The sequence below is a fragment of the Streptomyces sp. NPDC107546 genome (assembly GCF_055639175.1).
The window spans coordinates 155,717-176,028 of sequence record NZ_JBVKBA010000009.1; the positions used below are offsets into that span (position 1 = coordinate 155,717).

Annotated in this window: 22 protein-coding genes and 3 pseudogenes; 16 read left to right on the forward strand and 9 right to left on the reverse strand. The window is 67.9% G+C overall.

Annotation, left to right across the window (positions count from 1 at the left end; translation table 11 throughout):
* Positions 1 to 9 precede the first annotated feature (9 nt).
* From ACZ7L1_RS15840 to ACZ7L1_RS15870, 7 genes are all read left to right on the forward strand, one after another.
* Positions 10 to 420 (forward strand): head decoration protein, encoded by a 411-nt coding sequence (locus ACZ7L1_RS15840; protein WP_471437621.1) that lies wholly within the window; start codon positions 10 to 12, stop codon positions 418 to 420.
* A gap of 13 nt (positions 421 to 433) precedes the next feature.
* Positions 434 to 1,135: a major capsid protein gene (locus ACZ7L1_RS15845; RefSeq protein WP_471437623.1), complete on the forward strand. Its 702-nt coding sequence runs from the start codon at positions 434 to 436 to the stop codon at positions 1,133 to 1,135.
* Positions 1,027 to 1,485, forward strand: coding sequence for a major capsid protein (locus ACZ7L1_RS15850; RefSeq protein WP_471437624.1), 459 nt, complete (start codon positions 1,027 to 1,029; stop codon positions 1,483 to 1,485). Before ACZ7L1_RS15845 ends, ACZ7L1_RS15850 begins: the two co-directional genes overlap by 109 nt.
* A 222-nt stretch (positions 1,486 to 1,707) precedes the next feature.
* The gene (locus ACZ7L1_RS15855; protein ID WP_471437626.1) at positions 1,708 to 2,043 is read left to right on the forward strand and encodes a hypothetical protein; all 336 of its coding nucleotides are present in this window, start codon (positions 1,708 to 1,710) and stop codon (positions 2,041 to 2,043) included.
* Positions 2,034 to 2,762: a hypothetical protein gene (locus ACZ7L1_RS15860; protein WP_471437628.1), complete on the forward strand. Its 729-nt coding sequence runs from the start codon at positions 2,034 to 2,036 to the stop codon at positions 2,760 to 2,762. Before ACZ7L1_RS15855 ends, ACZ7L1_RS15860 begins: the two co-directional genes overlap by 10 nt.
* Positions 2,763 to 2,884: 122 nt before the next feature.
* Positions 2,885 to 8,533 carry a DUF4011 domain-containing protein gene (locus tag ACZ7L1_RS15865; RefSeq protein ID WP_471437630.1) on the forward strand — a complete coding sequence of 1,883 codons (5,649 nt, stop codon included), beginning with the start codon at positions 2,885 to 2,887 and terminating at the stop codon, positions 8,531 to 8,533.
* A 94-nt stretch (positions 8,534 to 8,627) separates the two neighbouring features.
* A complete protein-coding gene (locus ACZ7L1_RS15870) occupies positions 8,628 to 8,777 on the forward strand; it encodes a hypothetical protein (RefSeq protein ID WP_471437800.1) in 150 nt (49 codons plus the stop codon).
* Here the strand turns inward: ACZ7L1_RS15870 and ACZ7L1_RS15875 are convergent, their stop codons facing one another.
* From ACZ7L1_RS15875 to ACZ7L1_RS15885, 3 genes and pseudogenes are all read right to left on the reverse strand, one after another.
* Entirely contained in the window at positions 8,778 to 9,089 is a 312-nt protein-coding gene (locus ACZ7L1_RS15875; protein WP_471437777.1) for an HD domain-containing protein, read from the reverse strand. It abuts the gene before it with no gap.
* 61 nt (positions 9,090 to 9,150) lie between these two features.
* Positions 9,151 to 9,366: pseudogene (locus ACZ7L1_RS15880) on the reverse strand (HD domain-containing protein); the annotation flags it as partial.
* A 17-nt stretch (positions 9,367 to 9,383) separates the two neighbouring features.
* Entirely contained in the window at positions 9,384 to 9,560 is a 177-nt protein-coding gene (locus ACZ7L1_RS15885) for a hypothetical protein (RefSeq protein WP_471437631.1), read from the reverse strand.
* Positions 9,561 to 9,570: 10 nt separating this feature from the next.
* Here ACZ7L1_RS15885 and ACZ7L1_RS15890 point away from each other — a divergent pair, with 10 nt between their 5' ends.
* The 4 genes and pseudogenes from ACZ7L1_RS15890 to ACZ7L1_RS15905 all read left to right on the forward strand — a co-directional run.
* Entirely contained in the window at positions 9,571 to 9,921 is a 351-nt protein-coding gene (locus ACZ7L1_RS15890; protein ID WP_471437632.1) for a hypothetical protein, read from the forward strand.
* 208 nt (positions 9,922 to 10,129) lie between these two features.
* Positions 10,130 to 11,113, forward strand: coding sequence for a hypothetical protein (locus tag ACZ7L1_RS15895; RefSeq protein ID WP_471437633.1), 984 nt, complete (start codon positions 10,130 to 10,132; stop codon positions 11,111 to 11,113).
* Entirely contained in the window at positions 11,110 to 11,550 is a 441-nt protein-coding gene (locus ACZ7L1_RS15900) for an AfsR/SARP family transcriptional regulator (RefSeq protein WP_471437779.1), read from the forward strand. Before ACZ7L1_RS15895 ends, ACZ7L1_RS15900 begins: the two co-directional genes overlap by 4 nt.
* Before the next feature lie 362 nt (positions 11,551 to 11,912).
* Positions 11,913 to 12,292 (forward strand): annotated as a pseudogene (locus tag ACZ7L1_RS15905) (IS30 family transposase); the annotation flags it as partial.
* 109 nt (positions 12,293 to 12,401) lie between these two features.
* On the opposite strand, the gene ACZ7L1_RS15910 reads toward ACZ7L1_RS15905, so the two are convergent.
* Complete coding sequence (locus ACZ7L1_RS15910) at positions 12,402 to 13,310, reverse strand: serine/threonine-protein kinase (protein WP_471437635.1); 909 nt, start codon at positions 13,308 to 13,310, stop codon at positions 12,402 to 12,404.
* Between the two features lie 88 nt (positions 13,311 to 13,398).
* Between ACZ7L1_RS15910 and ACZ7L1_RS15915 the strand changes: the two genes are divergently transcribed.
* The 3 genes from ACZ7L1_RS15915 (at position 13,399) to ACZ7L1_RS15925 (ending at position 15,592) form a co-directional block, all read left to right on the forward strand.
* Positions 13,399 to 13,944 carry an RNA polymerase sigma factor gene (locus tag ACZ7L1_RS15915; RefSeq protein WP_471437636.1) on the forward strand — a complete coding sequence of 182 codons (546 nt, stop codon included), beginning with the start codon at positions 13,399 to 13,401 and terminating at the stop codon, positions 13,942 to 13,944.
* Positions 13,945 to 14,007: 63 nt separating this feature from the next.
* Positions 14,008 to 14,754, forward strand: coding sequence for a hypothetical protein (locus tag ACZ7L1_RS15920; RefSeq protein WP_471437638.1), 747 nt, complete (start codon positions 14,008 to 14,010; stop codon positions 14,752 to 14,754).
* A 139-nt stretch (positions 14,755 to 14,893) separates the two neighbouring features.
* A complete protein-coding gene (locus tag ACZ7L1_RS15925) occupies positions 14,894 to 15,592 on the forward strand; it encodes a hypothetical protein (RefSeq protein WP_471437639.1) in 699 nt (232 codons plus the stop codon).
* Positions 15,593 to 15,953: 361 nt separating this feature from the next.
* Here the strand turns inward: ACZ7L1_RS15925 and ACZ7L1_RS15930 are convergent, their stop codons facing one another.
* The 3 genes from ACZ7L1_RS15930 to ACZ7L1_RS15940 all read right to left on the reverse strand — a co-directional run bounded on the left by ACZ7L1_RS15930 (position 15,954) and on the right by ACZ7L1_RS15940 (position 17,124).
* The gene (locus ACZ7L1_RS15930; RefSeq protein ID WP_471437640.1) at positions 15,954 to 16,097 is read right to left on the reverse strand and encodes a hypothetical protein; all 144 of its coding nucleotides are present in this window, start codon (positions 16,095 to 16,097) and stop codon (positions 15,954 to 15,956) included.
* A gap of 126 nt (positions 16,098 to 16,223) precedes the next feature.
* Positions 16,224 to 16,799: a hypothetical protein gene (locus ACZ7L1_RS15935; RefSeq protein ID WP_471437641.1), complete on the reverse strand. Its 576-nt coding sequence runs from the start codon at positions 16,797 to 16,799 to the stop codon at positions 16,224 to 16,226.
* Between the two features lie 178 nt (positions 16,800 to 16,977).
* A complete protein-coding gene (locus tag ACZ7L1_RS15940) occupies positions 16,978 to 17,124 on the reverse strand; it encodes a hypothetical protein (protein WP_471437643.1) in 147 nt (48 codons plus the stop codon).
* Here ACZ7L1_RS15940 and ACZ7L1_RS15945 point away from each other — a divergent pair.
* Complete coding sequence (locus ACZ7L1_RS15945) at positions 17,111 to 17,329, forward strand: BTAD domain-containing putative transcriptional regulator (protein ID WP_471437644.1); 219 nt, start codon at positions 17,111 to 17,113, stop codon at positions 17,327 to 17,329. The two genes, ACZ7L1_RS15940 and ACZ7L1_RS15945, sit on opposite strands and share 14 nt — an antisense overlap.
* A gap of 115 nt (positions 17,330 to 17,444) precedes the next feature.
* Here ACZ7L1_RS15945 and ACZ7L1_RS15950 read toward each other — a convergent pair whose 3' ends face one another.
* Entirely contained in the window at positions 17,445 to 17,690 is a 246-nt protein-coding gene (locus ACZ7L1_RS15950; protein WP_471437646.1) for a hypothetical protein, read from the reverse strand.
* A 93-nt stretch (positions 17,691 to 17,783) separates the two neighbouring features.
* Entirely contained in the window at positions 17,784 to 18,572 is a 789-nt protein-coding gene (gene murJ, locus ACZ7L1_RS15955; RefSeq protein WP_471437648.1) for a murein biosynthesis integral membrane protein MurJ, read from the reverse strand.
* On the opposite strand from murJ, the pseudogene ACZ7L1_RS15960 reads away from it, so the two are divergent.
* A pseudogene (locus ACZ7L1_RS15960) lies at positions 18,553 to 20,076 on the forward strand (DNRLRE domain-containing protein); the annotation flags it as partial. The gene murJ and the pseudogene ACZ7L1_RS15960 overlap by 20 nt on opposite strands.
* Positions 20,077 to 20,312 lie beyond the last annotated feature (236 nt).

A 20,312-nucleotide genomic window follows, 5' to 3' on the forward strand; every position in this document is an offset into this window, starting at 1 on the left:
GGAGGACTCATGACCGTTCAGCCGGTCACCACCACCCAGAACCTGACGGCCGACCGGTCCTGGCTTGCGAGCCTGCACGGCACCAACTCGGTCGACACCATCACCCTCGACATGTCCACCTTCACGTGCGGCACCCACTACGTGCCGTCCACCGACACGGGCATCCCCTACTCGCGGTTCCTGTCCGGCATCCCCGTCGGCAAGATCACCGCTTCTGGCCTGTACGGGCTGTACTCCATGGGCGCCGCCGACGGCCGGCAGACCCTGGCCGGGTTCGTCTTCCCGGAGGTGCTGTTTGCGCCCGCGCAGACGAAGGTCCCGGCCGCGCTGCTGTGGCACGGCTCGGTGAAGACGGCGAAGCTGCCGATCGCAGTCACGCCGGTCGCCCCGTCCTCCATCTGCCAGATCCGGTTCGTGTAAGGGAGGCCTGTCGATGACTGTTCAGGACCTGATCAAGGACGTCACCACGGCGGACCTGACCACGTTCGCCCGCTACATGCCCACCCCCGCCGACTTCCTGCTCACCCAGACCGTGTTCGCCAAGGTCTCCGTGCAGGGCGTCATGTGGCGCATCAAGAACACGGGCCGCTACGTCAACGCCGCGAAGTACCGCGCCTTCGACGCCTCCGTGCCGTTCTCGGACCGGCAGGCGTGGCAGACGTCCACGCAGGGCATGCTGCCGTCCCCGGGCCAGAAACTCATGGTCGGCGAGGTCGAGCTGCTGCTGCAGGAGGCCAGCCGTGGCGCGGATGCCTCCCGCCTGGAGCAGCTGCTGTACGACGACGTGGAGCGGCACGTCGAGGCGATCAACTCCCGTCTGGAGCTGGCCGCCGGCGACGTCCTCACCGACGGCAAGTTCAGCCTGTCGGGGGAGAACGGGCTCACCCTCGACGTCGACTTCGGTGTCCCGGCGGCGAACATGCCGACCGCGCCGAAGCTGTGGTCCGACCCGACCGCGGACGCCATCGCGGACGAGCTGGGCTGGATCTCCTACCTCGATACTCGATCAGCGCGCCCATACCCGAGATGGTCGTCACCTCGCGGCGCGTCTACTCCTACCTTGCGGGCAACAACGCCTACCGGGCGGCCTACTACGGGTCGGCGAACTCGTCGACCACGCCGACCGCGTCGCTGACGCCGCAGCAGATCAATGTTGTCCGCGACAACTACGGCCTGCCGCCGATCAACCTGTACCGGGCGCAGGTTCGCGTGGACGGCACCTCTACCAAGTGCCTGCCGGACGACAGGTGGGTGATGCTGCCGCCGGACCGGTCGAAGTGGGGGCAGACGCTGTACGGCACCACGGCGGAGTCGCTGGTGCGGTCGCGGGGCGGTAACCCGCAGATCACCCGCGAGGACGCCCCGGGCCTGATCATCACCCGTGGCGGCCAGGACGACCCGGTGCAGATCTGGACCAAGGGCGCGGCCGTGGCCATGCCCGTCCTGTACTCGCCGGACTGCCACATCACTGCGAAGGTGCTGTGACATGGGGCGGCGACTGGCGGCAGCGGTGCACGTGCGGCACCCGAAGACGAACGAGCAGCTGATCCTGCAGCCCGGCGACGAGCCGGACGAGGACCTGGCCGAGGTCATCACGAACCCGGACGCATGGGAGCCGGACGAGCGCAGTAACCGATCCTGGCCCGGCCCGGCACCCCTATGCGGCGGGGGTGCCGAGCCGCGCCGCTATCCGGAAGGACACCGCCTGTGGACCCCGCTGTCCTCGCCTGGCTCCTCGCGCAGCTCGGCCCCGACACCGACCAGGCCGACCTGCAGACCCGCTACACGCGGCTCGGCTCGGCCAGAGCTGTGGCCCTGGAAGTGCTGAACGAGCGGCGGGCCAAGCTGCTCGCCGAGCCCCTGCAGCTGACCGTCAACGGTGTGGCCACCCTCGACCAGTCCAACAACCTCACCGGCCTGGAACGGCAGATAGCCTCCGTGGAGGCGGCGACCGCACCTGATGAGGGGGGCAGCGGGGACACCCTCGTCATCGCCCCGCTGCAGTCCGCACACCGCCGCTACCGTCACCGCTGGTGGCGGTAGTGGCGTACGAGTTCCCGCCGCTGACGCCCGGCGACGCGGAGACGGTGGCCGCGCGGGTCGCCGCGGTGCTGGACGATGCCTGGAAGCGCCTCGCGGACCAGCAGGCCGGCGTGCTGGCCTCGATCGGCGACAACGCCCGCTCCCCGATGGTCGCCGACCGGCTCGCCCAGTTCCAGGCCGCCATCATCGACTTCAAGCAGCGCGTCGACACCGAGGCCCGCGCGTTCGTGGCCCGCCAGCTGCCCCACCTGTACGAGGAGGGGGCGCGGGCGGCAGCGCAGGCGGTTGGCGGGCACTTCTCGTGGACGCTGATTCACACGGAGGCCCTGCAGTCCCTGGCGTCCGACTCCTACGCCGACTTCCTGCGCCGCTCCGAGGAGGAGCAGCGCATGGCCGACCGGCTGGCCGCCGAGCACCAGCTCACGTACGTCATCTACCGCAACGGTGTGCGGATGCCGGTGCGGGCGTGGGCAGAGGCTGCGACCCTCCTCAAGAGCGCCGTCGCCTACAACGCGCGCACCCTCAACCGGGCCCGCGAAGCCGGGGTGCGGTTCATGGAGGTCTTCGACGGCGCCGACTGCGGCTGGACCAGCCACAAGGACACCGACAAGGCTGGCGGCACGCTACGAACGGTGGAAGAAGCCGGGCAGTGGCCGATCTCCCACCCTGGCTGCAGGCGGGCGTTCGGGGCGCGGCCAGACCTTGCAGTTGTCAACTGAGGTGCCTGCTAGGCAAGATGGTCCTAGCCGCCCCTCCAGACACCGTTGTACTGCACCGCTACGCTTCACGCATTTCGTCTACTGCCTTCACAACCTCTGCATCAGTGAGGGAGCTGCGCTGTATGACCCTCCAAGGCAGGCTGCCTTCCCCGGATCGCGCTCGGCTGGAGAGGCTGCTCGCCTCATGGCGGGACTCGCTCATCGACCTGAGCTTCCGTAACCGGCTGCTCAACTACCAGCGACGCCCTTCGTCGGCAGGTATGGATGTGGTCGAGCCCGGGTTGTCCACCGTGCTGGAAGGGCTTTCCCGCGGCTGTGCCTTCGCTGATGTACGCGGCGCGGGGGCGGAGGACGGGAGTGCTTCCTCGGGCAGGTTGGTCCCGCACACCAGAGTGCTCCCGGCTAGTTCCACTGCTGGCGCCCGGCCGATCGACACCCCCGCGTCCCGGGCAGGAGTCGGCAGCAACCGCCCCGCTGTGAAGCTCACGACGTCCAAGGCCACCCAGGCTGAACAAGACCGGCATCTGCGTCGCCTCTCCTTGGTCGCGCGGGAGAAATACAACGACTACGGCCTGTGGGTGCTTCATCTCGGTGTCGGCTTTCTGGACTGGACGCCAGCCCCGTCTGCCGAGAAGAGCTTCAGTTCGCCATTGGTGATGGTGCCGGTCGTGCTGGAACGGCGACGCGGAGACTCGTACGTCGTGAAGGCCAACGCAGATGAGGAGCCGACACTCAACCCTGCCCTCGCCATCAAAATGGGCGACTTGGGCGTTGACTGGCCACGTGTTGAGCAGGTGGAGCAACGTGAGATTCCAGCCCTGATCGCGCAGGTTCGGCGTGCGGTGGCGGGCATGCGCGGCTGGAAGGTCACCAATCGGGTCGTGCTGGACACATTCAACTCGAGCAAGGAGGTCATGTATCGGGACCTCCTCGACAATGCAGGCCGGGTGCAGGCCAGCGCCCTCGTGCGCGCCATTGGACTTGGAGCTGACTCTGGCATCGCGCCTGGGACCTTTGCCTTCGAACCGGCGGACGTCGATCGTATCGACGAGATCCAGCCGCCCGAACAGGCCCCGTTGGTCCTCGACGCGGACTCTTCCCAGCGGCAGTGCGTTGCTGCTGCGATCGAGGGCCGCAGCTTCGTGATGGACGGGCCGCCCGGCACCGGCAAGAGCCAGACGATCACCAATATGATCGCGGGCTTGTTGGAGAAGGGCCGTACCGTGCTGTTCGTCAGTGAGAAGGCGGCGGCCCTGGACGTGGTCCGCAACCGGCTGAGCGATGTCGGTCTCGATGACTACGTACTGGCCTTGCACAGCAACAGCACGGGCCGGAAGCAGGTGGCACAGGAACTCGGCCGTGCGTTGCAAGCGCCTCGCCGCACCCTGTCAGGCGGTGCCCGGGCGGACCTTCAGCGCGCTCGCCAACTGCGCCAGGAACTCTCGGGGTACGCGGCGGCGATGAACGAGACCCGGTCGGGGCTCGGTATGAGCCTGCACGACGTCCTGGGACGGATTTCACTGCTGGACCCTTCTCATCCACTGCCTGCGAACCCGGCCTTCGACGCGGCGGCGCTCACGGCCGAGGCGCTGGACCAGGCGACTGTGGCAGCCCGCCAGGTCAGCAGGTCGTGGCGGCCGGCTTTGGAAGGCACGGCATACTCCTGGTACGGGCTGACAGACGCTGGTAATCCGCTGCAGACGCTCGACCTCGCCACCGAAGCCCTCAGCGAACTCGATACCAGGCTGTTGCCACACACGGATCTCCTCGCTGAGCTTGCCTGGGAGGGAGTGCGTGACACCGCCAGGCTGACCGCGCTGCTGCACGTCGCGGGCGCTCGGCCCACACTGCCGTACCCCTGGCTGACTGCCGATCACCAAGGCCTGACTGCATCGGTGACGGGCTTCCGACGCCGTCTCGACGAGGTGATCCAAGCCGAACGGTCGGCGGAACTGACACTCGGCGCGGCATGGGAGCAGTTGCCGGCCGAGGCGGATCCCACGCCGAGCGCGGAGGAGACCGCTTTGTCGGCTCTGCTGCCCGCGGCCATCGATATCAGCGTGCTCACTGCTGACGCGGCCCGTGAGCTCGGTGACCGCCTCGAGGCAGACGCCGGGGCACTCGACGAGGCGGTCCAGTCACTGGGGGCCGTTGCCACGATGTTCGGCCTGCCTGCCCCCGAGTCCTACGACGACGCCCTCCGTTTGGGCCGCCTCGCCACTCTTGCCGGACAACCGGACGATGCCAAACCGCTGCCCGCATGGCTCACCCGTGAGGGAGTAGCCGACGCCAGGACCGCAGCACAGGTCCTGCGTGAAGCGGTGAGGCGGCTGCGCGAGGCTCGGGGGAAGGCCGAAGCGGTCTTCACGGACCGGGTGCTGCAGGAGGAGTCCCTCGAAGAGGTCACGCACCGGTTTACCACCGTGCACCGGTCCATCACCGGCAGGCTGTCCGCAGCATGCCGCGCCGACCGGCGGTTCGTCAGGTCGCTTCTGCCTGAAGGCGGTAAATGCAGCAAGGCGGTTGTGACCGCGCTTCCGGCCGCAGTGGCTTGGCAGCAGGCAGCACGGACACTCAATGCTGAGGCCGGTCGCCACGCATCTGTCCTTGGTCGGCACTGGCGGGGCGAGGACACCGACTTTGATCACCTGGACTCCCTCATCGCACGAGCCGACGACATCCTCAGGCTCGCTCCCCGAGCGATGAACCAGGACGCGCTGGCGCGCGAGGTGGCTTCCGGAGGGCAACCGCGCCCTGCCGCGAGGAACACCGCAGAACGGGCAGCCGCCCGGCTGACCGAGTGGCGGGACTCCCTGGTGCTTCCACCCGCGCCCGGACCATCGTACGAATTGGAAGCCGGAAGCCTCAGGGCCGCTGCGAAGTGGAGCCGTGCGCATGTTGCACCTCTGCGAGCGGCCGAGCGACTGATCCGGATGGTGGAGGAAACCGCCGTCGCGAGCCGGGGAGCGGTCGCGACGGCCGGCACTTGGACTCTCTCCGCAGCACGCGCCGGTGTGCACGCCGTACGGGCAGCGCGTGCCGCTGCGGTGGAGTTCGAGTCCAGAGCGGAAGATGACCGGGCACTGCTCGGGGCCCTCTACACAGGCCGGAGCACCAGCGCATCCGACCTGACTGCTGCCCTCGACTGGATCACCACTCTGCGTAAGGCGTGCGGGCTTCAGAGCAAGACGCCACTGAGCGCGTCGGCCGCCAAGATCCTCTATCACGCGGAAGCCGACACCGAACTGGAAGCCGCCGCAGGCGCATGGGCGCGGGCCAGTAAGGGATTGGCGGATCTGTTTCGTCCGGAGCGTGCGGACCAACTCCGTAGGTCGTTCTCCCGCGGCCAGGATGCGGCCTTGAGCGTGCTCGCGGTCCTGGACGGCGATCGGGGCGGCCCTGACGAGTGGCGTGCCTACGACAAAGGCCGCCGTGCCCTCGACGATCTGGGCCTGGGCGATTTGGTGGACCGGGCGGTGCGTCGCGGGGTTGCTCCGGCCGACTTCCCGGCGCTCGTCGAACGTGCGGCTCTGCGCGCCTGGGCTGATCTCCAGCTGTCAGGTGATCCACGGCTGGGAACCCCCCGATCAGCGGACCGCGATGACTTGGTGGTCGGCTTCCGGGAACTGGACGCAAGGCTGGCCAGCCACGCCCGTGCGCGCGTCATCCAGGCTTGTGATGCCCGCCGCCCGCGAAACATGGACACGCCGGGTGCGGCGTTGCTCAGACGAGAGGGCGAGAAGAAGAGTCGGCACAAGCCGGTGCGGGAGCTTCTGGAGGCGGCCAGGGAGACCGTGTCGCTGATCAAGCCGTGCTTCATGATGAGCCCGCTTACGGTCAGCCGGTTTTTGCCGCCTGACCTCGTCTTCGATGTGGTGATCTTCGACGAGGCGTCGCAGGTGCTGCCGCAGGACGCCATCAACTGCGTCTACCGTGGTCGGGCGCTGATCATGGCTGGTGACCAGAAGCAGCTCCCGCCTACCGAGTTCTTCTCCTCCACAGGTGATGACGAGGAGGACAGCGATGACGATGAGTCCCCCGATCAGTTCCGCTCCGTGCTGGATCTGTGCAAGGCGAGCGGGCTGTTGGCCAGTTTGTCGCTGCGCTGGCACTACCGCAGCCGACACGAGGACCTGATCGCGTTCAGCAACCGAGAGTTCTACGACGAGTCGATGACCACGTTCCCAGGGGCTCATGCCGAGGGTCCGGACGTTGGCGTCGCCTTCTATCGCGCCGGGGAAGGCCTCTATCGTTCCGGGGCAGCCGCTCGGAACAATCCTGGGGAAGCCGAGGAGGTGGCCCGCCGGGTTATCCACCACTTCAGCACGCGCAAGGGAAGGTCGCTGGGTGTGGTCGCGCTATCCCAGTCGCAGGCCGTCGCGATCCAGGACGCCGTGGACGTGGCACGCCAAAGTCGGCCCGACCTCGATGAGTGCTTTTCCGAGGACCGACTGAACGGCTTCTTCGTCAAGAACCTGGAGAGCGTGCAGGGCGACGAACGGGACGTCATGATCCTTTCCGTCGGGTACGGCCCTGACGCCCAAGGCAAATTCTCGAAGAACTTCGGCCCCATGAACAAGGCGGATGGTTGGCGTCGTCTGAACGTCGCCGTGACGCGAGCACGCTACCGCGTAGAGGTCGTGGCCTCGTTCGAACCGGACGAGTTGGGGACCACCGGCAGCAAGAGTTTCCGGTACTTCTCCCGCTACCTGCGGTACGCGCAGAGTGGTCCGTCGGTGCTTTCCGAGGAGACGACGGACCCGCAAGCCCAGCCGGAGAGCCCGTTCGAGGAATCCGTACTGGCGGTGCTACGGGGCTGGGGCTATGACGTACAGCCTCAGGTTGGCGTCGCGGGCTACCGCATTGACCTGGGCGTCCGACATCCGCGCCGTCCGGGGTTGTACGCGCTGGGGGTGGAGTGCGATGGCGCCATGTACCACTCCTCGAAGGCAGCCCGTGACCGTGACCGGTTGCGTGAAGGCGTGCTGCGGGGACTTGGCTGGGAGCTGCACCGGATCTGGGGTACCGACTGGTATCGCGACCGGTTCGGTGCCGAAGCCCGGCTGCGCGACGCCGTCGAACGTGCGGTAGCCCTCGTCGGAACGAGTCCCAGCATCCTGGGAGCCGACGAGGGTGACGCAGCGAGATCGGAAGCGTCGTCGTCACGAGCCGAGCCACAAAGCGGGCCTGCGCGGCGATCCTCCGCAGATCAGCGCGCCAGAAACCGGACTGCCCCAGCTTCCGCTCCCGCCGCGCAGCAGCGCAGAACCGTGCCGACTCCGCGGCGCAGTGGATCCCCTTCTGCCGCCACCTACCCGGTGACAGCGTTGGCCAGCACATCCTGGCAACGTGTCGAGAACGAGTTGTCCCAGATACGCGAGTACCTGCGGCAGCCAGAACCCCTGGATACCGCCGCCGATTACCGGGTACGTGCCGACAACCGCCGCAAATGGGAAAAGCGGCGTGAACAGCTCCGTGAGCGTGCCACCTTCCTGGAGGACTTTCTCAGGGCAACCCCTGCCACCCCTCGCACATCCGGGGAAACGACGGTCGCCCCCGGCCGCTTGGTCGGTCTGACCTTCGACGGCTCTACAGATGTTGAGGAATACGAGATCACCTCCCAGAGCCCGGGCGCGGAGGATGGTCAGGCACTTAGCCCGTTCACGCCACTCGCAGCTGCCCTGCTGTGGCTCAAGGCCGGCGTCGCGGTGGAGTACGAGGACAGCTCAGGGAAGCGCCGTTCCGTCCACATACGACACGTTCGAGACTGAGCGGGACCGTCCGGTCACCGGCCAGAGCCAGACGCAGAGAAGCGATCTGGCCCCTGGCCGAATGGAGACGTCAGGGTCTGTCTGCGGTGCCCGGATGCCGGTGCAGGTGTGGGCGGAGGCGGCGACCCTCGCCAAGTCGGCCGTGCCCTACAACGCGGGCACCCTGAACGCCGCGGCGTGGCCGATCTCCCATCCGCGCTGCAGGCGGGCGTTTGGGCCGCGCCCGGACGTGCAGGCCGTGTGATCAGGGCAGGTAGGTGCGCTGCCACTCCGCGATCGGCATCCCCTCGGCGGCCTCGGCGAGTTGGAGCGCGGATGCGGTCTTCAGCTTCGCCTTGGTGGAGTCGACCCACTCGCGGGCTGCCGGGTAGCCCTGCTGGATGTACTCCAGGCCCTGCAGCATGCAGTCGAGCTTGTCGGCGTCGTGGGCGACGAGGACTTCCAGGCTGTTGCTGTTCTCGTACTCGTGGATGAGGGCCTTGATGCCCTCGGCGACCGCCGGGTGGGAGCCTGCCAGCTGGTCGGCGGTGACGGTCTCGTTGGAGGCGGCGGTGATGTAGCGGGCGGCCGACCCACGGGATGTCCCCGATGCGGGTCTCCTGCGTGTCGTGGAACGTGGCCAGCAGCGCCACCTTCGCCGGGTCGGCGCCTTCCATCATGGCGAGCACGGCGCCGATGACGGCAGTGCGCCAGGAGTGCTCGGCGATGGTCTCGGGGTCCTTTATCCCGGCGATCCACCAGCCTGTCCGCTTGGCCCGCTTGAGCATGCCCATTTCCATCAGGAAGCCGGTGGTGGCCTTGTCGGCGTCCTGGGGGCTGCGCTCGTCGGTCATGTGGTTCCTCCAGGAGATCAACTTCGGTGCAGTCTCAGACCGTAGTGGACCGATTCGAGCTCGGCACGGGATTGCTGGGACACAGTGTTGCTGTCCAGCAGGGCCGCGACCGCTGTGGCGAGGTCGTCGTTGAGGCGCGGGTCGACGACGAGGAGGCCCCGGCGGGCGGCGAGCAGCGCCCACACAGAGTGCACGTTGAGGTCGATGCAGCCCAAGTCGGGGGCCAGGCGGGTGGAAAGGGCCCGCAGCGACGTCCCCGAGGCGCTGGAGGAGCTGGTCCTGCACCTGTTGCGCAAGGCGCCCGAGGCGCGGCCCGCCGACACGCAGGAGGTGTACGCGCGGCTGCTGCCATTCCTCCCGCCGCCAGGCCGGGAGCCTGGCCCGGCCGATGTCGGGCCGGCCGGCGCGCCCGACCCGACGGGCGTGTTCCGTCACCCTTTCGCGCCCCGCGCCCAGGCCCCTGCACCCGGCGGTTCGACACCGACAGCCGTCCTCCCGGAGGCCCAGCCGGTGCCCGTCACCGACCGGCTGCGGAAGGACATCAAGGAGGCGTGAAGCAGCCCACGCGGCCACCCAACCCCGCCGACCACAGGATCCCGACGCTCTGATCACCCGCCGCACCCCGCCCCGACCACCCCAGCCCTCGCACACGGTCACCATCGGCGTCCGAGACGACATCGAAGTCCTGCTCGACGAGCTCGCCACGCCCGCAGGCTGCACCTGGACCGGGCCTGGCGCAGAAGGCGCAGCCCGGGCCCTGCTAGTGGGTATCCTCACCGCCGCCGAACGCCAGCGCTCCAAGCCCCCGCACATCACGGCGATCGTCCCCGAAGACCTGGCCGACACGCTGCTCCTCGGCCTCCCCGCCCAGTTCACCGCCCTGGCCCAGAGCGCCGATCTCGCCCACGCCATCCAAGCCGCCGATCAGCACCTCATCGCCCACGCCCGCACCCAGGACGAACACGACGCCGCGCACCCGGCCACCGGGCCGACGGACACCGACCCCGCTGGGCAGAGTGGCCCAGGCACTCTCCTGCTGCTGGCCGTGCCGGACGCCGCCCACACCGGACAACTGCAGGCACTGGCCACCCGCAGCCGCCCAGAAACGCTGATCGTCCTCACCTTGGGCGCTGGCCTGCCCGGCGCCGCACGCTGGCAAATCGCCGCCGACGGCACCACCACCCCCGGCCAAGGCGCCAGTCTCCTCCGGCTGTTCCACCTCACGCCCGAGGCCGGACGGGAAATGACCGACGTCCTGCTCACCGCCCACGGCCAGCGCCCCCGCCTGCGAATCCTCCCCATCCCCAGTCAGCCGGCCAACAGCAAGCACCCCGATCCGCCAGCCGAGCCCGTACCCGATGACCCGCACGCTAGGCCGCACCCGGCGGAGACCTCACGCCCGACGCAGAACAAGCCCGTACGGCTCCACGTGCTGGGACCCATCACCCTCTACGCCCGCGGCAACCCCGACCCCATCGGCACCAACCTGCGCAGCGAAGTCCACGAATTCCTCGCCCTGCTCGCCGCCCACCCCGCCGGCCTCCTCGCCTCCGACATCGCCGACAAACTCCACCTCGCTCCCGGAAGTGACCAAAACGCACTGAAAAACCTGCGCCGCGCCGTACGCCGCGCCTGCGCGCAGCCACCGGAATCACCGCACAAGAATTCATCCTCCTCCAAGGAGAACTCCACAAACTCCACCACGACCTCGTCGAAACCGACCTCGCCGACTTCACCCGCTGCCTGAAAGAAGCCTTCTCCGCTCCCAGCAACCCTGAGACGCACAACGCTTCTCTGTCCGCCGTACGCGATGCCCTGACCCACTACCGCGGGCCCTTCGCCCAAGGAAGCGACTACCTATGGGCCGACACCATCCGCGAACACCTCGCCACCCAGGCCACCGACGCCACCCTCCACCTGGCCCGCCAAGCCGAACGAGCCGACGCCACACCACGGGAGAGAGACGAGGCCCTGAGGCTTCTGGAACACCTGGCCACCTTTCACCCCGACCACGAACGGCTCGCTCAGCACGCTATCCGCCTCTACCAGGCCGCAGGCCGCCACGACGCCGCCCGGCACACTTACAGCCGCCTTGAAAATCACCTCGCCGACCTCGGCCTGGCACCCGAACCCGCCACCCAAGCCCTGGTCAGATCCAGGAACCAGGCTCAGAAGATGCGGTAGCCTCGGACGTACAACTCATCGCGGCCCAGGGAACTTCAGTGGCTCGACCGTGTGCAGCGCGCCGCCGAGCGTATCCCGGCCACCCGTCCTAGGGGTGTGTTGTCTGCACCCGGTTACCGGCGAGCCGCTGATCGACGACGACCCCACCCTGCGGGCCAACGACCGCTCCTCGCCATCTCCAAGCACTGCGCCGACCTCCTCGGCATCAAGACTCCGGTCCGCATCGAGACAGAGTTGATCCCCAGAGGGGTAGATGCCGAAATCGTCCGCCCTGCCTCCGACTGGCAGGAATGGCGCGCCCGTGGGCCCTGGTGTGCTCTTGGCGCGAGGACATCGGGGGACTGGGCCTGCGCAACGGCCACCATCTGCCGCACGGCTGGAAGGCTCCGCAGGTGCGCAACGCGCTGATCACGCAGACCGCGCACATCCCGCCCCAGCTACGGCGGACGCTCACCTGGGACCAGGGACGCGAACTGACCCTGCACGAGGACGTCGAGCACTGACCGGGTTCCGCATCTACTTCTGCGACCCGCACTCGCTCTGGCAGCGCGGCAAGGACGAGAACACGAACGGCCTGCTGCGGCAATACTTCCCCAAGGGAACTGACCTGTCCGTCCACACAGCGTGCGATCTTCGCGAAGTCGCCCGCCAGCTCAACCGTCGCCCCCGCGTCGTCCTTGGTGACAAAAGACCCCCCGCCGAAGCCATGCGAGAGTGCCTCACAAGCCCATTGACCAGGTGATTCGCAATCACCGATAGAAACCGCCAGCCTCCCGAGGCGCTCGCGACAGTGTTCGGAAACGGCATGTTCGCCTGCTCTTCGGATCTGCACGCCGACGGGGAATCCGCGTTCAGCGAACCAACCAGGTCAGCACCGCTGTCACCAAGTACACGACGACCGCCGCAAGCGAAACCGCAAGGCGTGTCGGCCGCGAAGACGTGGCCGGCGCCCACTCCCCTCCTCCCCGTGACAGCAGCGCGTCCGCGAACGCCTGAGCGGTCTGCGGTCGGTCCTCGGGATCGACGGACAGCGCGGTACGAAGAAGTGTGTCGACGCCGTTCGGAACCCCCAGCTCCCTGGGAATCCTTGGGGGCGAAGACGTCGATGCCTGCTCTGGTGTGAGGGTGAGACGACCGCCCAAACCGAACGGCTTCCTGCCGGTCAACAGCTCGAACGTCACGATACCGAGGGCGTACACGTCGGCTCGACCATCGAACCCGCCGGTCTGGAAAGCCTGCTCGGGCGCCATGTACGCCGGAGTGCCGGTGGTCACGGTCAACCCCGACGCGTCAGCGAGTCGCTTCGCGCTGCCGAGGTCTGCGACAACTACGGCAGTGGGCGTGCGGCCGGTGTCGAGCAGGAGGTTCGACGGCTTGATGTCGCGGTGGACGACGCCTGTGTCATGAAGCACCTGAACCGCGTATCCGGCCTCGGCTGCCAGATGGAGTGCCTCCGCGGGCAGGCAGTGCCCGATCTTCTCGGCCAGCGTGCCGCCCCGGACGTAGTCCATGACGAAGTAGGGCCGGTCGTCCTGGACACCGACGTCGTGAACGCGTACGACACGTGGGCTGGATATCTTGCGGAGCAGCCTCGCCTCCGCCAGGAATCGTTCCCGTACATCGGCGTTCGACGCCCAGTTGTCGGCCAGCACCTTGACCGCGACGTCCGTGTCGAGCTCCGGATCGTATGCCTTCCAGACGGTGGCGAACGAACCGGCTCCCAGCCTGTTCTCGAGGAGATAACGGCCCAGCTTCTGCATGTGGCTATATTCTGCCGGAGGCGCCGGAGCCGGGAACCGCGGTGTGGCCAGGCGGACTTCAGGTCGGACGAGAACGGGGGACAGCAAGGTGATCGACGAGGACGAAATGGCACAGCTCGTGGCCTCCGCCCGGGCAGGTGACCGGGCGTCCTTGGACCGCCTCCTCGTCAAGCTTCGCCCCACGGTCATGCGCCGCTGCTCCAGGTTCCTGCCGCACCACGCCGACGCCGAAGAGGCCGCGCAGGACGCTCTGCTGTCCATCAGCACACATCTGCAGGAGTACAGCGGACGGGGCTCGTTCCTCGGGTGGGTGACAGTGATCGCCTCGAACGCCGCCAGGGCCACGTACCGCTCGATGCGCCGGCGCGCGGAGGACAGTCACGCGGTCCTTCCCGAGGGCGTCGACCCTCGAACGACAAGCGTCATCGCGGGCACCCGCCTGGATCTCATGGAGTCGCTGGCCGCGCTCGAGGAGCGGCATCCGGCCCTGGTGGAATCCTTCGTGCTGCGCGATCTCGGAGACCTGACCTATCTTCAGGTCGCTGAGATCACCGGCGCTCCCCTGGGCACGGTCAAGGACCGCATCCACCAGGCTCGCCGCTTCATGCGGGACCGCCTCGGCGGCGGCTTCTGAGAAATTCCAACGCTCCGGTGTCAACCGGCATTTCAGCTTGAGTAGGAGCCGGGAGGTGCTGCCGTGCGAGCTCGGACGATCGTCGTCATTCTTTCGGTGGCCGTCGGGCTCGGCCTGCTGACCGGCCGGTTCGTCCTGCCCACTCGCTCTGCTCCGACCACTCGGGCAGTGACGCCGGACGCTGTGCCGTCCTCGCCGGGTAACGGCTCCGACGCGCCGAAGCCCGCCGGCGGACCCATGACGGACCGGCACTTGCTGGCAGCGGCCGAGTTCAGGAAGGTCGGGTTCTCCAAGCACATCTACGTACGGGATCGTGTGGGAGACGGTCACTACGCCAACGCGGCCTGCGCCGGGGAGAAGACCCTCGACCAGACCTTGGGAGAGTCGGACGCACACTTCCGCGGGTTGATGACGACCACGCACGCGGACCACAGCGACCCCACTCTGGCGGTGAACATCGACGAACAGGTCGCGCGCGAAGTCGCCGCCGACGCCGGAAGCCCGGCACTGGCCCAGAACTTCTTCCAGCGCCTCCTGCTGGAGGAAGTGCCGTGCCAGAACGAACCGGCCACCCACTGGGTCTACGGGCCGACGCACACGATCGATGTGGCTCGGGGTATCGCCGCGAGCTGGATGGGTTATTACGACGGTGACCTGAACACCGCAGGGACCGCACCACGCGGCAAGGAGCCGTGCGGAGGCATCGCCGTACTCCGCAACGGTTCCCACTACGGGGTCCTGGAGGTCGACGCCTGCCTGGACACGGCCGCGATGACGCGGATCGTCCGTGCGGCCGTCACACAGCTCTGAGACCACCCCGATCTCGCTCACAGAGGTGAGGCGGATCACACCGATCGCAGCAGATCGCTGTCCAACATCTCCAGTACCCCGTGCATCTCCCTGGGTGTACGAGAACCCAAGCCGCATTGTGACCACACAGGGGGATGAGATGTTCGACAACCAAGCTGCCAGCAAGAAGTTCTCGCGCCGCGGTCGTACCGCAGGAGTAGCAGCCTCCATCGGTGCGGCCCTGGTCGCGGTCGGTATCGGCGCACATCCCGCTGCCGCCGGCGCGGACACGGGCTTGCCGAACCGGCCGGCAACCGCGCCCACAGCCACTCCTGCTGAGCCCCGCCTCGGCACCGACAACCTGATCCAGCGCGACGACTTCTTCCAGCAGGGCCTCTCCCCGGTCGGCGCGACGGTGGACATGACCGGGAAGCAGGCTCTCTCGGCGTGTTCCGGCGAGGAGACGATGCGAATGCTGACCAAGGGGAAGGCCGGCGCCTATGCCGACGTGACCTGGACCTTCGACACCAAGGACACCTTGCTGACCGAATCCGTCGCAGACGGTTCCACCGATACGTCGGCGGCCTCGTACGAGAAGCAGCTCAACGAGTTGGTGCGCAGCTGCCAGGTCGAGCCGGCTGGTCACTGGTACTACGGCAAGGGGCACACGATCACCGTCAAGGCCGGCGAGGGCAGGTGGTACCCGGCCTTCAGCGGTGACGGCGGGGCCGCCGGCGGTGTCGCGGTCATCCGCAGCGGTCACAGGTTCGGCATCGTCGAACTCTCCGGTCAGCCCAGCGACGACCCCGGCTACATGGAAGGCATCGCTGCCGCCGCCATCAACCGGCTGGCCGACTGATCCCGCTCCGCCACGGCGCACTTCCTGCGGCGTCCCACCATTCCTCGCGGCGTGCACCAGGGAGGAATGGCGGGCGCTGCGCCGTCCGGGGGCACGGCGGAGTGGCCGTAATCCGTGGAGGCGAGACCCGTCGTAGGTGACGAACAGTGGCGACGTGCGTCCCTGTCCACGCTCGGACGCTCTCGTGTACCCCGTCGCGGGCGAGAAGGGTGCAACCTTCCGGCGCATCTCCTCCGGGCGGAACGGGCGTCGTGCTCGCGCGGTCGCCGGTCGCCTTCGTCAGGCCGGACACACGCTCCCGTCCGCTCGGGTGCCACCCTCCGCGACACGAGCGTGGGTGCCGACGGTTGTGGCTGTGAGCTCACGCCGACGTTTCGGATTGCCGGTGCACACGCCGCCGCGCGGTCGTCCGGTCATTGATGGCGGCCTGCTGCTGATCGGCACTGAGCTGCGTATCGGAATTGCTCATACGGCGAGGCACGTCGTCGTCGGGACTGCGGGGCACGGCTTCTCTCCTTGCCTCTGGTGCTCCTGAAGCTGCGGCCCGCGAACACCTGGCCTGTTCGCGGACCGCAGCCGTGTGTGCTGGTCGGACGTTGGCGCGCGGGGCGGCGGCGCGTCCCCTTTGCTGTTACCGGTGGAGGTGGTGCTGGCGGGTGGTGACGAGGGCGCCATAGGGTGCGGGTTGCCTGTTCGCCATCCAGCCAGTGCGGCGCGGTGTGGCTGGCGGGGAGGGGGAGGTCGGCCATGAAGGAGCCGATGTTGATGTAGTAGGCGTAGTCCCCGTTCTGGATCCGCTCGCGCAGCCGGGAGAGGTGGCGGCAAGTGCGTCGTGGTCCTCGAGGACGGCTTGGCGGAACGCCGCGGCGAGTTCGAGGGTGCGTGCCATGGAGGTGAGGCCGGCGACGTCGAGCTCGGTGTGCAGGGTGTGAATGCGGTCGTCGAGCGCGGGATCGCCGGCATCGCGGATCAGGGCGGCGATGGCCGGGTTGATCGTGGCGGCCGCGCAGGTCGAGGATGGCGAGGAGCTGGTCAGCGAAGTCGACGCTGATGACGGCTTGACGTTCTCGCATTTCGAGGCTTTCCGCCTGATCAACTTCACCGGGATCTGGTCGGCCCGGTGGTCGGGAACGACGGTCCCGCAGCAGTCGAGTTCCTTGGCGGCCCAGGCGAGCAGGGCCGGGGAGGGCATGGTCGAGTCGGTCATGCACCCCACCTCGTAGACGGTCGTGATGCGGATGCGAACAGGGCACGTCGGGCATCGACCAGGCGTCGGAGTGCGGTCGGGGAGGCTGCCTGAGCCGGAGGGTTCTCGAACGCAGGCTGAAGGGCGGTGAGTACGAGCACGGGATTCACGGGTTCTCCTCGGTAGGGGAATCGGGCACCTATGGGCCGATACCGTCCGCGAGCACCTCGCCACCCAGGCCAACGACGCCGCCCTGCGTCTGGCCCGCCACGCCGAACGAGCCGACGCCACAGAGATGGAACGAGAAGAAGCCCTCGAGCTCCTGGAACACCTTGCCGCCCTGCACCCTGACCACCGAACGGCTCGCCCAGCACGCCATCCGCCTCTACCAGACTGCAGGCCGCCACGATGCCGCCCGGCATACCTACACACGCCTCGAGCGGCACCTCGCCGACCTCGGCCTAGAGCCCGAGCCGGCCACCCAAGCCCTGATCGCAACCAGGACCCAGGGTCGAAACGTGCGGTGGAACCAACCCGTCTCCCGGTTCTGACCCGCATAGAGCGTTGTCCAACCTGAATGCGCTGGTCTGGGCGACGAGGCCTCGAGTAGGTCGGTCGGACAGGCACGTCACATGATCGGCTTCGCTGTCCGCCGCGGAGCGGCGGTCACCGCTCAGGCCGATGGAACACCGCGAGCGGCCCGTACTCCGTCGGCTTCGCGGCGGCGAACTCAGGGTGGGCGGGCAGGCGATCCCACTGGATCCCGATGGTATCCGGCCAGGCGGTCAGTTGCTCCCCGGACCCGAGGCGCTGGTCGAAACGCGGGAGCCAGGCGGGGAAAGCGCCGTCGTGTAGTTCGATGAGATGGGCGACGGCTCGTTCCACACTGCCGATGATGCTGCGGTGGGCCATGACCGGGCGGTGTTTGGCGCCGCCTGCGCCGCCTGCGCCTCCGCGGCGACCTGGTCCCAGCTGCCGATACGCTCCGCGCCCCGCGGCTACTGGTCAGCCCAGGCCGGGCAGACTCCGCAGTTCCGAGACGCGGAGCAGGCGGGCCAGCAGCACGAACAGCACCATCATCGTGACACCGCCGCCAGCCAGCGCCAGCACAGAGCCGACGACCGGAGCGGCGACGGCACCGGAGCAGATGCGCGCCACCGCCCAGCCGACGGCGCTGGCGACGCCCGCCGCAGCCGTGAGTTTCCCGTACGTACCCACGAGCCGCTTGCCGTCCAGGCGGCCTTCCAAACGGCGGCGCAGCTTGAGCCCGGTGACGAGCAGGCCGCCGGCGTAGGACGCTGCATAGGCGGCTGCCATGCCGATGACGGCCCAGCGCGGGGGCAGGAAGAGGCGGCAGCCAGTGGCCAGGATGATGTCGAGGCCGGAGATCCAGACCGCCATCCAGAAGGGGGTGCGGGTGTCCTCGAACGCGTAGAAGCCGCGCAGCAGCAGGTACTGGGCGGAGAAGGGGACCAGGCCGAGTGCGAAGGCCTGCAGCATCTGGCCGAGTGGCTGTGCCGAGGCCGCTCCGCTGCTGCTGTAGGAGAACATCACCGTGGCGATCTGCGGTCCGAAGGCCAGGAAGAAGAAGGCGGCCGGGACGATCGCCACGCCGGTCACCCGCAGGCCCCGCGACAGGTCTTCGCGGACGTCGCCCAGGCGCTGCTCGGCCACCGCTCGGCTCGTCCGCGGCAGCATCGCGGTGACCACCGAGACCGTGATGATGCCCTGCGGGAGCATCCAAATGTTCTGCGCGAAGAAGTAGGCGTTGTTGCCGAAGGTGTTCGGTTTCACCTACGACGCCACGCAGGGGACGAAGAACGTCAAGCTCGTCAAGATCACCGACCCGCGCGGGCACGCCACGCAGCTGGCGTACTACGCCCCGCAGACCGGTGACGACCCGAAGTACCACTGGTGGGCCAAGACCATCACCGACCGCCTAACCAACACCACCGGGTTCGCGTATGCGGCCGACACGGGCACGCCGGCGTTCACCGACACCACGGTCACCGACGCCGAGTCGCACGTCACCACGTATGTGACGGACGACTTCGCGCGGCCGGTGCAGACCACCAACGCCAAGAACCAGGTCACCAAACTGGCCTGGGACGCGGACAACAACGTCACGCAGCTGATCGAGGACAACGGCGCCACCACCAAGTGGACGTATGACCCGAAGACCGGCTATCCGCTGACGATGCAGGACGCGGAAGCGGTCAAGAACGGCTGGCCGGCCACCGTCTACACGTACCAGACCCACGCGAACGGCTACAGCGCCGACCTGTACACCAAGACCTCGCCAGAGGGCCGGCAGTGGCTGTTCGGCTACGACACCTTCGGCAACCTCACCTCCGTCACCGACCCCAAGGGCGTCTCCACCTCGACCGCCGGGGACTACACCACCGCCTACGTCTACGACTCCTACGGCGAGCTGACCTCGGTCACCGACGCCAACCAGCACACCAGCACCTACAGTTCGTTCGACCCGAACGGCTACCCGCAGACCAGCACCGGCCCGGCCCCGTACAACAAGGCGGTCAAGACCGCGTACGACCCGCTTGGGCAGGTCGCCTCAGTGACCGACCAGCTCGGCCACACGACGACGCAGACGTATGACGTGTACGGCCGGCCGCTGGTGAAGAAGGTGCCCAAGGACCAGGCGGGCGGCGTCTACATCACCTCGCCGGCGCCGGTGTACGACGCCAACGACAACATCACCCAGTCGACCGCGCCCAACGGGGCCGTGTCCACTGCCGTGTACGACAACGCCGACGAGGTCACCTCGGCGACCGCGCCGAAGGACCACACCACCGACCCGACCCGCACAACGTCGTACACCTACGACAAGATCGGCGAGCTGAAGACCACCACCGAGCCCAAGGGCACCCTGACCACGTCCGATCCGACGGACTACGTCACCACCAACACCTACGACTCCATCGGTGAGCTCACCGACGTCGTCAACGCCAACGGCGACAAGATGTCGTACCAGTACGACGACGTCGGCAACGCCACCAAGGTCATCGACCCGGTCAAGAACGCCACCACCGACACCACCGACTACACCACCAAGACCGACTTCGACTTCGACCACCGCCCCTACCAGGTCACGGACGCGGCGGGGAAGGTCACCAAGACCGGGTACGACAAGGACGGCCTGAAGACGACGTCCACGGACCCGGACAACAACACCACCACGACCTCGTACGACGAACGGGGCAAGGTCTCCCAGGTCCAGGCCCCTTACCAGGGCAGCGCCGGATCCCCGACCTTGTTAGTCGCACTGGAGAGGCAATGACGCAGGTTACACACAGTAATGGCGAGCTTCGTATCATTTCAGCACACCACGGAATTGTGTGGCCACTACTATTCGGGCGACTCTCGTCGGAGCGAATCGTCCTGATCTCCGGGGCAGCCGGCCATGAGAGCCGACTGTGCTGCTGGGACGCGACGTCGGGGGATCTCTTGTGGGCCACTCAAGAGGGGGAACTCAGGCACGGCTGCTTTGATTTGTCTGCTGTCAAGTGCGATGGA